Annotated in this window: 14 protein-coding genes; 7 read left to right on the top strand and 7 right to left on the bottom strand. The window is 37.2% G+C overall.

Going from position 1 to position 14,070, the window contains the following annotated elements; all coding sequences use genetic code 11:
- Positions 1–86 precede the first annotated feature (86 nt).
- Positions 87–1,226 carry a hypothetical protein gene (locus RCH56_RS06380; protein WP_306484144.1) on the top strand — a complete coding sequence of 380 codons (1,140 nt, stop codon included), beginning with the start codon at positions 87–89 and terminating at the stop codon, positions 1,224–1,226.
- A 32-nt stretch (positions 1,227–1,258) separates the two neighbouring features.
- Here the strand turns inward: RCH56_RS06380 and RCH56_RS06375 are convergent, their stop codons facing one another.
- Genes RCH56_RS06375 through larE form a run of 6 tightly spaced genes read right to left on the bottom strand, consistent with a single transcriptional unit; the run spans position 1,259 to position 6,977 of the window.
- The gene (locus RCH56_RS06375; RefSeq protein WP_306484143.1) at positions 1,259–1,969 is read right to left on the bottom strand and encodes an ABC transporter ATP-binding protein; all 711 of its coding nucleotides are present in this window, start codon (positions 1,967–1,969) and stop codon (positions 1,259–1,261) included.
- A complete protein-coding gene (locus RCH56_RS06370) occupies positions 1,962–2,921 on the bottom strand; it encodes an iron ABC transporter permease (RefSeq protein WP_306484142.1) in 960 nt (319 codons plus the stop codon). The genes RCH56_RS06375 and RCH56_RS06370 overlap by 8 nt, the downstream gene beginning before the upstream one ends.
- Positions 2,914–4,092, bottom strand: coding sequence for an ABC transporter substrate-binding protein (locus tag RCH56_RS06365; protein ID WP_306484141.1), 1,179 nt, complete (start codon positions 4,090–4,092; stop codon positions 2,914–2,916). The genes RCH56_RS06370 and RCH56_RS06365 overlap by 8 nt, the downstream gene beginning before the upstream one ends.
- Positions 4,082–5,380: a nickel pincer cofactor biosynthesis protein LarC gene (gene larC / locus RCH56_RS06360; RefSeq protein WP_306484140.1), complete on the bottom strand. Its 1,299-nt coding sequence runs from the start codon at positions 5,378–5,380 to the stop codon at positions 4,082–4,084. Before larC ends, RCH56_RS06365 begins: the two co-directional genes overlap by 11 nt.
- Entirely contained in the window at positions 5,381–6,127 is a 747-nt protein-coding gene (gene larB, locus RCH56_RS06355; protein WP_306484139.1) for a nickel pincer cofactor biosynthesis protein LarB, read from the bottom strand.
- On the bottom strand, positions 6,117–6,977 hold the full coding sequence (gene larE, locus RCH56_RS06350; protein ID WP_306484138.1) for an ATP-dependent sacrificial sulfur transferase LarE: 861 nt from the start codon (positions 6,975–6,977) through the stop codon (positions 6,117–6,119). The genes larB and larE overlap by 11 nt, the downstream gene beginning before the upstream one ends.
- Positions 6,978–7,161: 184 nt before the next feature.
- Between larE and RCH56_RS06345 the strand changes: the two genes are divergently transcribed.
- The 4 genes from RCH56_RS06345 to RCH56_RS06330 all read left to right on the top strand — a co-directional run bounded on the left by RCH56_RS06345 (position 7,162) and on the right by RCH56_RS06330 (position 12,043).
- Entirely contained in the window at positions 7,162–7,605 is a 444-nt protein-coding gene (locus tag RCH56_RS06345) for a DUF3842 family protein (RefSeq protein ID WP_306484137.1), read from the top strand.
- Between the two features lie 170 nt (positions 7,606–7,775).
- Entirely contained in the window at positions 7,776–8,759 is a 984-nt protein-coding gene (gene sppA / locus RCH56_RS06340) for a signal peptide peptidase SppA (RefSeq protein WP_306484136.1), read from the top strand.
- Complete coding sequence (locus RCH56_RS06335; RefSeq protein WP_306484135.1) at positions 8,752–9,228, top strand: RDD family protein; 477 nt, start codon at positions 8,752–8,754, stop codon at positions 9,226–9,228. Before sppA ends, RCH56_RS06335 begins: the two co-directional genes overlap by 8 nt.
- A gap of 286 nt (positions 9,229–9,514) precedes the next feature.
- Positions 9,515–12,043, top strand: a complete 2,529-nt coding sequence (locus tag RCH56_RS06330) for a ribonucleoside-diphosphate reductase subunit alpha (RefSeq protein WP_306484134.1) — start codon at positions 9,515–9,517, stop codon at positions 12,041–12,043.
- Between the two features lie 76 nt (positions 12,044–12,119).
- On the opposite strand, the gene RCH56_RS06325 is transcribed toward RCH56_RS06330, so the two are convergent.
- Positions 12,120–12,455, bottom strand: coding sequence for a hypothetical protein (locus RCH56_RS06325; protein ID WP_306484133.1), 336 nt, complete (start codon positions 12,453–12,455; stop codon positions 12,120–12,122).
- 103 nt (positions 12,456–12,558) lie between these two features.
- Between RCH56_RS06325 and RCH56_RS06320 the strand changes: the two genes are divergently transcribed.
- The gene (locus RCH56_RS06320; protein ID WP_015778613.1) at positions 12,559–12,885 is read left to right on the top strand and encodes a phage holin family protein; all 327 of its coding nucleotides are present in this window, start codon (positions 12,559–12,561) and stop codon (positions 12,883–12,885) included.
- Between the two features lie 10 nt (positions 12,886–12,895).
- Positions 12,896–13,954: a ribonucleotide-diphosphate reductase subunit beta gene (locus tag RCH56_RS06315; RefSeq protein WP_306484132.1), complete on the top strand. Its 1,059-nt coding sequence runs from the start codon at positions 12,896–12,898 to the stop codon at positions 13,952–13,954.
- Positions 13,955–14,070 lie beyond the last annotated feature (116 nt).

The following is a 14,070-nucleotide window of genomic DNA, read 5'->3' as shown; positions in this document are numbered from 1 at the left end:
ACTAAAATCTATTTAAATTATATGATTTAAATAAGAAGTCGGTATTTAATTATCGGGATTTCACAGATAAGTAAAGGGGTGTAATCATGAACAGAAGCTATAAGAAAAATATAAGTTTAGAGAATTTTATATTTATTATAATATTTTTTGGTATCTTTTCCTGGATTGGGCATATTATGGGGCCTACTAATATGCTCTCAACTATAATGAACACGGCCTATAGGCTATTGATGGATACTTGTTTTTACATAATGGGAATATCTGTCATAGCAGGTGCTTTATCTAGCCTTTTTTCAGAATTTGGTTTTATTGCCTTGGTGGATGTCCTCTTATCTAAGATTATGAAACCAATTTATAATCTACCTGGAGCCTCTTCTCTGGGCATATTAAATTGCTATTTGTCAGATAATCCTGCAATACTAACACTTGCTGATGAAGATAACTTCAAAAAATATTTTAGAAAATTTCAAATGCCAGCCCTATGCAATCTAGGCACATCTTTTGGAATGGGTCTTATTGTGACGACAACCATGTTTTCCCTTCCTGTAGAAGGAGCAGTTAAGGCTTCTCTTATTGGTAACCTAGGAGCCTTTGTGAGATCAGTAGTTTCAGTTAGGATAATGTTGAAATTTACGAAAAAATACTACGGAACTGTGGATATGGTAGAAATTAAAAATGTAGAAAATATTCCTGAAGGAACTAGGATGATAAGAGAAGGCTCTTTTGGATCTCGTGCAATAGAGGCGATTCTTTATGGAGGAAAGCGCGGAGTGGATATGGGAGTTGCTATTATTCCTGGGGTTATAACAATCTGTACTATGGTGATGCTTCTTACAAATCCTATGCCAGCTAGCGGATATACAGGAGAAATTGGCCAGGGAGTTGCCTTTCTGCCTTGGTTTGGAGAAAAATTATCCTTTATCCTAAGTCCTATCTTTGGATTTTCTAGTGATTCTTTCATAGCAGTCCCTATTACAGCCCTTGGCTCTGCTGGTGCTGCTATAGGTATGGTAAAGGAATTTGCACAGGGAGTAAGTGTTACGGGAAATGATATAGCAGTTTTTACTGCTATGTGTATGTGCTGGTCAGGCTACCTATCTACCCATATAGCCATGATGGATGCCCTAAATACAAAGGAGATGACAAGCTCCGCCATCCTTTCTCACACTATAGGCGGCCTATGTGCAGGCTTTGCAGCGCATATATTTTCTATGATACTTTTGTGAAATTTAAAAAATCGGGTTGAGTTCCCGATTTTTTACTTGAAATATATATGCCTATTTCCATCAAAGTCTCTAATATCTGTTTCCATTTCGAATATATCTTTAAACATATCTTCATCCATGACCTTCTTGGATGGACCTTGTCTGTAGATTTTTTTATTGTCGATTAGTATGATATTATCTGCGAATTTTTCTATTAGGCCTATTTGGTGGAGACTTATTAAAGTCGTAAGATTTAACCTCTCTGTCAAATCTTTTATTATTCTCATAATCTCGTATTGGTTTTTGAGGTCTAGAGCACTTACTGGTTCGTCTAGGAGGAGGATTTTGGGATTTGCTACAAGGGCCTGGCCAATGAAGACCTTCTGCACTTCTCCTCCTGATAGTCTATTAATATATTTATCCTTGTATTTTCTGATATCCAATAAGTCTAGGATTTTTTCGACATCTTTTTTATCACTGTCCGTAATTCTCAAGGAAAGATCAGCTACCTTGCCAAGCAATATAGTTTCGAATACTGTAAATCTTGCCTTTGAATTGATATTTTGATTAAGATAGGAAACTTTTCCGTCTGTTTTTATCTCACCCTCGTAACTTTTGATTCCGCTTATGGCATTTAGAATTGTCGATTTGCCTGATCCGTTTCTCCCCATGAGGATATTTATCTTGCCTTCTTCTATTTTAAAGGAAATATCATCTATTACCTTTTTGTCGTAAGATATGGATAGGTTTTTAGCTTCAATCATTTTTGCCTCCAAAAAAGAATATAAATATTAAAGGAAGTCCAACCAGACTTGCTATAATTCCTATAGGAAGGATAGCGCCAGGTTTTACGATTTTGGACAGACCTGATGAAAATACCAAAAGAATTGCCCCTATGAGGCTCGATCCTATTAGATAATACCTTTGGTCCTCTCCTAGGATTTTCCTCGATAAATGAGGGGCTATGACGCCTATAAAGCCTATCACTCCTGCAAAGCTTACCCCGATTGATGAAAGAATCGATACTATCATGAAGGTCTTAATCTTTAGCCTTTTGACATCTACTCCCAGACTTTTGGCCCTATCTTCTCCAAATCTTAGGCTAGTAAGCTTGTGACTGTCTTTGATGATTAGGATTAAGGCTAGGATGAAGGCTGTGAAAAGAATCGCAATTTGTTTTGGCTTGGTGTTTGAAACAGAGCCAAAGAGCCAAAAGACAATTGATGAGAGGGTTTCATCAGTTGATATGTATTGCATTAGACTTGTAAGCGAGTCAAAGAAAAATTTGACGGAAATTCCAGCAAGAATCATTGAGCTTGTGTGGGCGAAGTTTCTCCTTGATATTATATAGACGAAGATTATAGCTATGAGGGCAAAGCCAATGGCCCCGAAGGCTATAAAATTAATCGATATACCCAAAAGGAGAAAGAGGGAGGCCCCAAAACCTGCGGCAGAGGAGACCCCTAGGGTAAAGGGACTTGCTAGGGGATTGTCTAGGATAGTTTGCATACAAGCCCCAGCAAGGCCTAAGATCATGCCGATAATAAGGGCGGTAGCCATCTCTGGCATTCTGATCTTAAAAAGAATAGTCCTTTGAAGATCGTTTAGACTTAGAAGGTCTCTTGGAACAAGCTCTCCTACTCCAATGAATAAATCTATCGCACAAACGAGAAGGCTTATTAGGCCGAGGATAAGAATCTTTTTATTCTTACTCATATTTGCTAAACCAAGTTCCTTGATATTCTATAGGCATGAAGTTTTCGTAAAATTCTTTCATATCAGCCTCTGGGTCCACATCTTTGAAAAGCTCTGGGTGGAAAGTCTTGGCGAGAGTTTCGTAGGCGTAGAAGTCACACATATCTCTTACTAAGTTTTGCCCTATGACATAGACATTTTTTTCCTTCATGGCGGTCAAGTCTTTCCAACCATTCCTAGTCTTATATTTATCAATCTTTTTACTTACATCTTCTGGGCTAATTCCGAAGCCCATCTTCATTGACTCAGGCTTTTCAACCCATTCTGCTCCAGTGATGAAAATCATATCAGGATCTTGGGATAGGACGAACTCCTCAGAAACTGGAGTTGCTTCCCTTTCTCCAAGTACTTCTCCTGTAAGATTGTATCCACCGGCATCGTTTATGATCTTACCCCACATCATTTCGTTGCCGTAGGAGTTACCATAAGCATGTTCTCCTTCATAGCCATGCTCCAGATAGATCCTTGGCTTATCGCTTGCTTCCTTAAGTCTTTCTTTCATTGAGTCGATTTTTTCCTTATAGAAGCCGTTTAGCTTATCGAGGTTTTCATCAAGCCCTGTGACCTTGGCTATAATTTCTGTAGACTTTAAGTGATCGTCGAAGTCTTGGTTGTGATAGTCTACATAGATTATAGGTAGGCCTATCTTATCTTCGATTGCATCTAGCTGGGCCTTGTAGGAGACTGGAGCGATAATTCCGTCAGCATCTATAGATAGAAGCTCCTCAAGGGAAAAGTCGTTGTCTGCGAAGTTACTTACTCTTTTGACATCATCTAGCTCGGGGATTTTATCTACTAGCCTTTGGTAGAGGTCGTTTCTATCGCGTCTTATACCGTCATCCATGGCGGCGATTTTCTTATAGAAATTCTCCTTATCCAGATACATCATAGTCATAAAAGGACCACCAGAACCTGAGCCTTGGATTATGACCTTATCCATTGGCTTATCAAGCTCCACCTTTCGTCCTAATACATCTTCAATTACAAGTTTGGTCTCGCTCTTATCTTCTGTTGTTTCTTCACTTTTTGTCTTAGCTTTTGTTTTGCTTTCCTCTTCCTTATTTCCTCCACAAGAGGCAAGGACTAGGAGGAAGATTATCATAAGACATATGTTTCTTAACTTATTTTTCATATTTTTCTCCATAAATTGATTTCATTTTATCAAAGGCTTCTTTGATCGATATATTTTCTTTCTCCGCCAAGTCTTTGGCTGACTGATATTCTGGATATATGTAGGAAGAATCCTTGTGATATACTTTCTTAAAGAAAAGTTTTAGGCCCTTATACTCTATTGCGATCATCTGTCTATCTAGGATGGACCTATCGACTTCTATTTTTCTAATTCCTATTGATGTAGTGTTGGCAAAGATTATATCTTCGACTTCTTCGATCTTTTCCTTATCACAAAGGACGGAAAGCTTGTAGGCTGGACGGTTTTTCTTCATGAAAATTGGAGTGTAGAAAGAGTCCCTAGCAACTTCCATTAATTTGTCCATGACAAAGCCTAAAACTTCCCCTGTAGCATCATCTATGTTAGTCTCTGCTAAGATTAGGCTTTTTTTTTTAGGATTTTCTATCTCCATTACCCTTAGGACATTAGTAGACTTCTCAAAGTCCTTGTTGCCTGCACCAAGACCGATTTTTTTGATTGCAAACTCTTTGACATCTTCTCCTGTAGAAAAATATTTAACTATAGCAGCTCCAGTTGGAGTTACGTGCTCGCCGTAGTCATCTATGATATTGAGGCTAATATTTGAATCCTTCAAGATATTTGCTACTGCTGGAACCGGGATTGGCATAAACCCATGGGCACATTTTTGCATGCCACATCCTTCAAATAGCTTGGAAAAATATATATTTTCGACACCGAGATCTTCTAGTAGCACTGTTACTCCCACTATATCTATGATGGAGTCGATAGCCCCTACTTCGTGGAAGTGGACTTCGTTTTTATCTATCCCGTGGGCCTTGGATTCAGCTTCTGCTATGATATCAAAAATCCCTAGGGCATCTTTCTTTACTTTTTCTGAAAGTACGTCTGAGCCCTTGATAATTTTTTCTATATCAGAGATATTTCTATGAACATGGCTGTGAGAGTGGTGGTCATGGTCGTGATGATGGTCATGATGATGGTGGTGATCGTGGCTATGGTCGTGATCGTGATCTTCATGATGATGGTGGTCGTGGCCTTCATGGCTGTGCTTGTGATTTTCACCATGATTATCATTTTCTAAGATTACATCAAAGTTATAAGCATCGATTCCACTTTTTAAGGCCCTATCAAAGACTAGCTTATAGCCATCAATCCCAAGTGAATCGATCGCTTCTATTAGCTTTTCTCGACTTGCGCCAAGGTCCAGGAGAGCTCCAATTGTCATATCTCCAGCTATTCCAGAATACATTTCAAAATATAAGTCCATTTATTTCTCCTCTATTAGTTTATTTATTTGGCAAGCAGCATAGGCTGCTCCGTAGCCATTGTCAATATTCACTACAGAGATTCCTTCTGCACAAGTCGAAAGCATTGTAAGTAGGGCAGATATACCATTAAAGCTTGCCCCATAGCCAATAGAAGTTGGCACTGCTATAATTGGCTTATCGACAAGGCCTGCAAGGACGGTGGCAAGGGCCCCTTCCATGCCTGCTATTGCAATTATCACATTAGCTTTTTTAATCTCGTCAATTTTATTTAACATCCTGTGAAGACCAGATACTCCAACATCGTAGAAGCGGCTTACCCTAGCTCCAAAAAACTCTGCCGTAAGAGCGGCCTCTTCTGCTACGAAAAGATCTGCTGTTCCTCCTGTGCAAATTGCAATATTTCCTATTTGAGGGAGACTTTCATATTCTAGGGAGATGATCCTTGCTGTAGGGTCATACTTTGCTTGAGGAATTTCTCTTTTCACAAGTGCGTATTGATCTTTACTTGCCCTAGTACCTATGACTGATTCACGTCTTTCGGCAAAGGCCTTAAAGATTTCCACCAAGGCAAAGTCCTCCTTGCCCTGGCAGAAGATCGTTTCAGGAAATCCCCTCCTGTTTTTTCTTTGAAAGTCGAGCTTTGCTATATCTATATCCTTAAAATTAAAGTCCTTTAGATATGCTAAGCCCTCATCGATTGTCATCTTGCCGTTTTTAATATTTTCTAAAAATTCTTTATCGTTCATTTGCTAACCATGGATTAAGCTTAATCTTTTCTTCTTCATCAACTACTTCATCCATTGATCCTGACCTATAACCTTCAAGATCAAGGTTTATATAGGTGAAACCTAGTCCCTTTAATTTTTTTACAATCTCATCTATGTGAGGGAAAATTTTATCAAAATCATCCCTATCAACTTCTATTCTTGTATTATCTCCATATACTCTTAGGCGGACGTTTTTAAGATCGAAAGTTTTTAGGAAGGTCTCTGCCTTATTTATAGCCTCAAACTTATCTGTATCTATTAAATGATTGTAAGGGAATCTAGTAGCAAGACAAGGGGCAGAAGGTCTTTTATAAACTGATAAATTTAATTCCTTTGCGTATGCTCTTACCATATTTTTGCTAAATCCTGCCATTTCAAGTGGGCTTACGACTCCTTTGTCATTAAGAGCTCTAACTCCTGGTCTGAACACTTTCTTATCATCTAAATTTGATCCATCGACTACATACTTATAGCCTAGTTCGTCTTTAAGTTTGAAAGCTTGCTCAAATAGGAAGCTTTTGCAGTGATAGCATCTGTCTATAGTATTATTTTTGATATATTCATTATCGAAAACATCTATGTCTACTACTTTAAGTTCAACATCCATATCTCTAGCTAGGCTTTGAGCATTTTCTAGATCTCCATCTGGAGTGGTATTAGTGTTGTACATTATTGCAACTACATCGTTTCTCTCTTCTCTATACATACTTGCAATCTTTAAGATCAAAGATGAGTCGACACCACCGGAAAATGCTAGGACAAATTTCTCCTTGAGGAGATCTTTTACTATATTATCGAGTTTTTCTTTTTTTGTTTTATCTATATCCATAATAATCCTTTCTTTTATATAAACTCTACTATATAAACTCTACAAATAAAAAAGGGCATAGGAATCCCTAAACCCTCATGGTATTTTAAAAAAATTTAGCTTCATACTAACAAATTTATCTTAACATATAAAAAAAGCTAGGTCAAGAACTAAGCTTATGATAAAATATTAAAAGGAGGAGAATATGAAGATAGTAGTAATTGATGGTCAAGGAGGCTCAATAGGTGCAAGCCTTGTAAGTAAAATTAAAAAAGAAAATCTAGGAGCTGTAGTCTATGGCTTGGGAACTAATTATTTTTCTAGTAAGGCTATGAAAAAGGCTGGAGCTGATATAATTGCGACTGGTGAGAATGCTATTGTCGTAAATGTCAAGGACTGTGATTATATATTGGCAACTACAGGAATAGTTATAACGAATTCTCTTCATGGGGAAATAAGCAAGAAGATAGCTAAGTCTATTGGAAAATCGCCTGCTACGAGAATCCTAATCCCATTTGATTGTTGCAATACCCTAATAGTTTCTAAAGAAAAGCCTTCCATAGAAGAGCTCCTTGACGAAGCAGTTTCAATGCTCGTAAAATTAGCAAAAGAAAAAGGGCCTCAAGTGAGCCCAGATTTATGTAAATAGCTCCATAAGGAGCTATACATTAACAATGTATCTAAGTGTTAACGATACTTGTGATGCTCTAACATTGTACTTAAAGTTGGATAAAAAAGCAATTTAATCTACAACTTAACAGACATGAAGCTTTATGTTATACTGATAAAGAAAAGAGAAATTAAATTAAGAGGAGATTTATGAAAAATAACGCAAAAAAATGGATAGCCTTGGCTATAACCGCCCTAGTCTTAGTGGTTTCGGTATTTGCTAAGGATAAGGACAAGGAAGTAGAGCAAAATATAAAAGATAAGTACATGAAAAACTTTTCGGACTTTTCTAACTATACAGAAGAAGTCATCCAAGGGACAAACCCTAAGGAGAAAATTAAGGTCGTAGATGTCGATGGAGTAATCCAATCAAACGATGCCAATGACTTCATAGTAGATGAGTTAAAAAAAGCTAAGGAAGATCCACAAATTAAAGGAGTAATCCTAAATGTAAACTCTCCAGGAGGGTCAGTTTATGCCTCAGAGAGAATTGCAAATGAAATTAAGGCCCTAAAAGAAGCACAAAAGCCTGTATATACTGTAATGCGTGAGATGGCAGCAAGCGGAGGCTATTATATATCAGCCCCAACTGATAGGATCTACGCATCAAATGAGACTTGGACAGGATCGATCGGAGTAATCATCCAATCCTACTCCCTCCAGGGACTTTTTGAAAAGTATGGAATTAAAGAGCAAAATATAACAACAGGCAAGATGAAAGATGCAGGAAGCCAAGGAAGAGATATGAGCAAGGAAGAAAAAGAATACTTCCAAGGACTTGTAGATTCAGCCTTTGATAGATTTGTAAAAATCGTGGCAGAAGGGCGCAATCTTTCTGAAAGAGAAGTTAGAAAGCTCGCCGACGGTAGGGTATACGATGGTAGCCAGGCCCTATCAAATGGACTAGTTGATAAAATCGGCGATCTCGATTCTGCTATAGGAGATATGGCAAGTGAAAATGACTTAGAAGATCCAATGGTAATAAGAAATGAAAATATTATGGGATCTTTCTCATCAATATTTTCAAAAGTCACAGACCTTAAGAAAAGCGAATCCGACCTTGCAATACTTGATAAATTAATGAAAAATGAAGGACCAAGGCCAATGTATTTGTATGGTGATTACAATGACTGAAGTTAAAATTCCTTTTAGAGAGAAAGACTACCGCTTTGCTTACGCGGGATTTTTCCTAAGACTTGTGGCCTTTCTTATAGATATGCTAGTTGTAGGAGGAATATTTACAATTCTAAAAGTATTCTTGCCCTTAGATATGGAGACGAGACTTCTAAGTTTTAGCCTAGGGGAAGTTCTTAGCACAGTAATTACTTTGGCCTACTTTACCTTGATGACACTTTTTACAAGAGGAAGGACCCTTGGCAAGATGATTTTAGGTCTTAGGGTAATTTCATTAACAAGTGATAAGCTAACTTTCTCTCAAATAATCATTAGAGAAATTTGCGGGAGATTTGTCTTAAATAAATTTAAAATCCTTTATCTAATCGTTGGTCTTAGTCCCAAGAAACAAGGACTCTTTGATATACTTCTCGATACAACAGTAGTTAAGGAAGAAATCTTCAATCATTTGTACGGAGAAAATCTATAAAATTTAGAAAAAATAATTGCAAAAACCAGCATGAATTACAAAAATCGCTAATTTATGCTGTTTTTTATTGTTTTGAAAAACCACAATATATGGTATGATAATAGACGATTATAAGATAAAGATACTACATCTAGTATTAGACTTTTGATAAAGTAACTACAAATTTCTAGGCCAAGCTTAACTTATACCAAAGTCCTAGAGATAATAGATTTATTTTAGAAAAGAGAAAAGTCGATATTAGTTGATATACAATTGTTATTTGTTTAGGAGAGATTAAGGAGATAAGATGGAAATTATTAAAAGAGATGGTACCAGGGCTGATTTTGAGAGAGAAAAAATTGAAAAAGCAATTGCTAAGGCCTTCTACTCTGTTGATAGTATGATAAGCGAGGAAGATCTCAGGAAAATTTCCTCAAAGATAGAAAATACAATCAAGGAAAAGTATCCAGCTGACCACACAGTTACAGTTGAGGAAGTCCAAGACTTGGTAGAGCTTACCCTAATTGATGAGAATTACTACAGAGAGGTAAAATCATTTATCCTCTACCGTGCCAAGCACAATATGGACAGAAAAGTTTTAGGAGACTTCTCCAAATATATAGATGATAAAAATATTCTCAATATAATAACAGAAGTTCAAGCAGAATTTGATAATCAAAGATACCCAATAGAATCTCTCTTTTTTAAATTCGAATCCTTCCTCAAGGCAAATATGACAGAAGAGGATATGCTTAAGGCTATAACTAGAGCTGCAAGCGAGCTTACCAGCAAGGAAGCCCCTGATTGGGAGATAATAGCAGCACGTTTTCTCATGCAAGAGATTAGCTATGAGATAGAAAAAAGTGAAGAAAGATACGAACTTTTTGATTTCAAATCTAAGATAGAATTTCTAACAGAAGAAGGACTCTATGGATCTTACATTCTAGAAAACTATACAGCAGAAGAGATAGACGAGTTAGAAGCCTATATGGACTTTTCTAGAGATAAGATCTTTACCTATTCAGGACTTGATTTAGTAAGAAAAAGATACCTAATCAAAAGCCACAAGGGAGATATCCTAGAAAATGTACAAGAGATGTTTATGGGAATCGCCATGCATCTTGCAATTCCCGAGAAGGATAAGATAGAATTTGCTAAAAGATTGTACGATATCCTTTCAACACTCAAGGCGACTATGGCAACCCCTACTATGACCAATGCTAGAAAGCCATTTAACCAACTATCCTCATGCTTTATAGATACAGTTCCAGATACCCTAAAGGGAATATATCGTTCTGTCACAAACTTTGCTGAAGTCTCAAAACACGGTGGAGGAATGGGTCTCTACTTTGGAAAGGTAAGAGCAAACGGCTCAGACATACGTGGCTTTGAGGGAGTTGCTGGTGGAGTTATCCGTTGGATAAGACTTGCCAACGACACAGCTGTAGCAGTAGACCAACTCGGAGTAAGACAAGGGGCTGTCGCAGTCTATCTAGATATTTGGCATAAGGATATACCAGAATTTATGGGACTTAGGACAAACAATGGAGATGACAGGATGAAAGCCCATGATGTCTTCCCTGGAGTATGCGTTCCAGATCTTTTCTGGAGACTAACCCGTGATGATATAAATGCCGACTGGCATATGTTTGACCCTCACGAAGTAGAGAAAAAATACGGCAAGGCCCTAGAGGACACCTACGGTGAAGAATTCGAAGAATTCTACAATAAGCTCGTGGCAGATAAGGATATCTCTAGGAGGACTATGTCTGTCAAAGATATGGTAAGACTTCTCATAAAATCATGGACAGAAACTGGAACACCATTTGTCTTCAACAGGGATGCAGTAAATAGACTAAATCCAAACAAGCATATGGGAATGATCTATTCATCAAACCTATGTACAGAAATCGCCCAAAACATGAGTTCATCAGAGTCAATCTCAACAGAAATAGTCGATGAAAATGGGGATACAATCATAGTAAACAAGACAAAACCGGGCGATTTCGTAGAATGTAACCTGGCAAGTCTAACCCTAGGAAAGGTCGATGTAAATAATAGTGCAGAGCTTGAAGAGACTGTAAGAACAGTTGTAAGGGCCCTTGATAATGTAATCGACCTAAACTACTACCCAACCCCATATGCCAAGGTAACCAACAAAAAATACAGGGCGATAGGACTAGGAACAAGTGGCTACCATCACATGCTAGTCAAAAACGACATAAGCTGGCAAAACGAGAAGGCCCATGGTGAATTTGTAGATAGGGTCTACGAAGATATAAACTTCTACGCCATCAAGGAATCCATGGAAATTGCCAAGGAAAAGGGAGCCTATTCATGCTTTGAAGGAAGCGACTGGGAGACTGGTGCTTACTTTGACCTAAGAGATTACAAGAGTGAAAGATGGGAGAAGTTAAGGGCTGATGTTAAGGAAAATGGATTAAGAAATGGCTATCTAATGGCCATAGCTCCAACAGGATCAACATCAATCATCTCAGGTACATCAGCAGGAGTTGACCCAATTATGAGCCGTTACTTCCTAGAAGAAAAAAAGGGAGCCATAGTTCCAAGGGTTGCCCCAGGACTTACAACAAAGACCTTCTGGCTTTACGAAAATGCCCACGACATAGACCAAAACATATCTATGCGTATGGCTGGAGTAAGACAAAAGCACATAGACCAAGCCCAATCAGTAAATATCTATATAACCACAGAATACACCATGAGACAGTTATTAAATATCTATATAACCGCATGGGAAGCTGGAGTTAAGTCTATCTATTATGTTAGAGGAAAGAGCCAAGAAGTTGAAGAATGCGACTCATGCGCAAGCTAAAATTAAATAGAGTATTCTAAAGATTAGAATTTAAAAATACCAAAAAGCCGGGATTTAATCGACTTTTTGGTATTTTTTACTTTAAGCTCTTTCTAGTTTCTATAAGGGCTGTCAAGACTAGATAAGAGACTATTAGATAGGAATAAGCTATTTTATTGTCATTATTTATGAAGCTGTAATTTGTAATTGCCAAATTTTCTTGGATTAGGGAAAGAATAAATATCAAGATTATAAGAAAGATTATAGATATTATTTTAGTCTTAATACTTCCCACACCTCTTAGAAGCTCTCTTTCCTTGAATAGACTTATAGCAAAAATAAAGATCATAGCTATAAGAATATAGTTATTAATCTCTACAAAAAAGCCCAAGACGACTAATAATATATACAAAATTCCGCTAATAAAAATCATGGATTTCTCCTTTTTAATCAGCTTACCAGAAAAATGAAAATTTCCAATCTTGCCCTTATTTTTTCTTCTAATATAATAATATAAAATATGTAAAGGAGATTTTATGGTACTATTTATAGCAAATGCTGTTGCTCTTTGGCTTATGAGTAACTTCATTTCACACATTTCATTCGATAAACCAGTTGCCCTTGTTCTTACTGCAATTGTTCTAACACTTTTACAAAAGGTAGTTCAGCCAATTTTGCAGTTTTTATCTTTTCCTATCACATTTTTGACTCTAGGTTTGTTCAACCTAGTCATCAATGCCTTTGTCTTGTATCTTGCCTTCAAATTTGTAGATGGGGCGTATATAGACAGTCACTTAGGAAGTTTAGTTATAGCAAGCATTGTTCTTGCCATAATTGCATCAATTGTTCAGTCAATCTTATAAGGAGTAAACAATGGAAGATAGCAAAAAAAAGGAAGTTAACAAGCGTGGTATTTTCAATGAAGATGGGGATATTGACCTATCTAAGAGAAAAATAATCCAAGGGAACACCACCAACCTAAACGATTTTAACAACCTTAAATATACTTGGACTAGCGATTGGTACAGACAAGCCATGAATAACTTCTGGATACCAGAAGAGATCAACTTAAACCAAGACATCAAGGACTATAGGAAGCTTGATAAGCACGAGAAGAAGGCCTTCGACAGGATTCTCTCCTTCCTAACCTATCTTGATTCAATCCAAACAGCTAACCTACCAAACCTACAAACCTACATTACAGCAAATGAAATCAATCTTTGCTTGTCAATTCAAACCTACCAAGAATCAATCCACTCACAATCATATTCCTACATCCTGGATACGATTTGTTCTCCAGAAGAAAGAACAAGAATCCTCTACCTCTGGAAGGAAGATGAGCATCTCCTTAAGAGAAATGAGTTTATAGGAGACCAATACAACGAATTCTTGGAAAATGACGACGAATTTAGGTTTATGAAAGTCCTTATAGCAAACTATATTCTAGAAGGAATCTATTTCTACTCAGGCTTCTCCTTCTTCTACAATCTTGGAAGAAACGGCAAGATGCCAGGGACGGTCCAAGAGATAAGATACATCAACAGAGACGAAAATACCCACCTCTGGCTCTTTAGATCTCTTATAAATGACCTTAAGAAGGAAAGAGAAGACCTCTTTGTTCCTGAATTACAAAACTACTATAGAGAAATGCTAAAAGAAGGTGTAGAGCAAGAAATCGCCTGGGGAAAATACTCTATAGGTAATAGTATAGCTGGACTTAACGAGAAGATGATAGAAGATTATATCAAATATCTGGGTAATCTTAGAGCCAAGGGCTTGGGGCTTGAGCCACTTTACCAAGGCTATAAGGAAATACCAGAATCCATGAAATGGGTAGACGAATACTCAGATCCAAACGGAGTAAAGACAGACTTCTTCGAAGCAAAAGTAACAGCCTACTCAAAATCATCAATTATTGAAGATGACTTATAAAATAAACCGACCTTAGCTTTAGCTAGGTCGGTTTTAGCTTGTCTTATTTTAGATACGATTCGTATTCTTCGCTAGATTTTCTAATTCTTTCTGGATCTTTGAAGAAATCTTTGCTT

The sequence above is a fragment of the Anaerococcus sp. genome (assembly GCF_030825785.1).
In the GTDB taxonomy this organism is placed as follows: domain Bacteria; phylum Bacillota; class Clostridia; order Tissierellales; family Peptoniphilaceae; genus Anaerococcus.
The sequence above is the reverse complement of the archived record's forward strand: the minus strand, read 5'-3'. Positions and strand labels throughout refer to the sequence as shown.

Coding starts and splice junctions, on each gene's coding strand:
- RCH56_RS06380 (WP_306484144.1), top strand. CDS start 87: ATGAACAGAAGCTATAAGAAAAATATAAGTTTAGAGAATTTTATATTT.
- RCH56_RS06375 (WP_306484143.1), bottom strand. CDS start 1,969: ATGATTGAAGCTAAAAACCTATCCATATCTTACGACAAAAAGGTAATA.
- RCH56_RS06370 (WP_306484142.1), bottom strand. CDS start 2,921: ATGAGTAAGAATAAAAAGATTCTTATCCTCGGCCTAATAAGCCTTCTC.
- RCH56_RS06365 (WP_306484141.1), bottom strand. CDS start 4,092: ATGAAAAATAAGTTAAGAAACATATGTCTTATGATAATCTTCCTCCTA.
- larC (WP_306484140.1), bottom strand. CDS start 5,380: ATGGACTTATATTTTGAAATGTATTCTGGAATAGCTGGAGATATGACA.
- larB (WP_306484139.1), bottom strand. CDS start 6,127: ATGAACGATAAAGAATTTTTAGAAAATATTAAAAACGGCAAGATGACA.
- larE (WP_306484138.1), bottom strand. CDS start 6,977: ATGGATATAGATAAAACAAAAAAAGAAAAACTCGATAATATAGTAAAA.
- RCH56_RS06345 (WP_306484137.1), top strand. CDS start 7,162: ATGAAGATAGTAGTAATTGATGGTCAAGGAGGCTCAATAGGTGCAAGC.
- sppA (WP_306484136.1), top strand. CDS start 7,776: ATGAAAAATAACGCAAAAAAATGGATAGCCTTGGCTATAACCGCCCTA.
- RCH56_RS06335 (WP_306484135.1), top strand. CDS start 8,752: ATGACTGAAGTTAAAATTCCTTTTAGAGAGAAAGACTACCGCTTTGCT.
- RCH56_RS06330 (WP_306484134.1), top strand. CDS start 9,515: ATGGAAATTATTAAAAGAGATGGTACCAGGGCTGATTTTGAGAGAGAA.
- RCH56_RS06325 (WP_306484133.1), bottom strand. CDS start 12,455: ATGATTTTTATTAGCGGAATTTTGTATATATTATTAGTCGTCTTGGGC.
- RCH56_RS06320 (WP_015778613.1), top strand. CDS start 12,559: ATGGTACTATTTATAGCAAATGCTGTTGCTCTTTGGCTTATGAGTAAC.
- RCH56_RS06315 (WP_306484132.1), top strand. CDS start 12,896: ATGGAAGATAGCAAAAAAAAGGAAGTTAACAAGCGTGGTATTTTCAAT.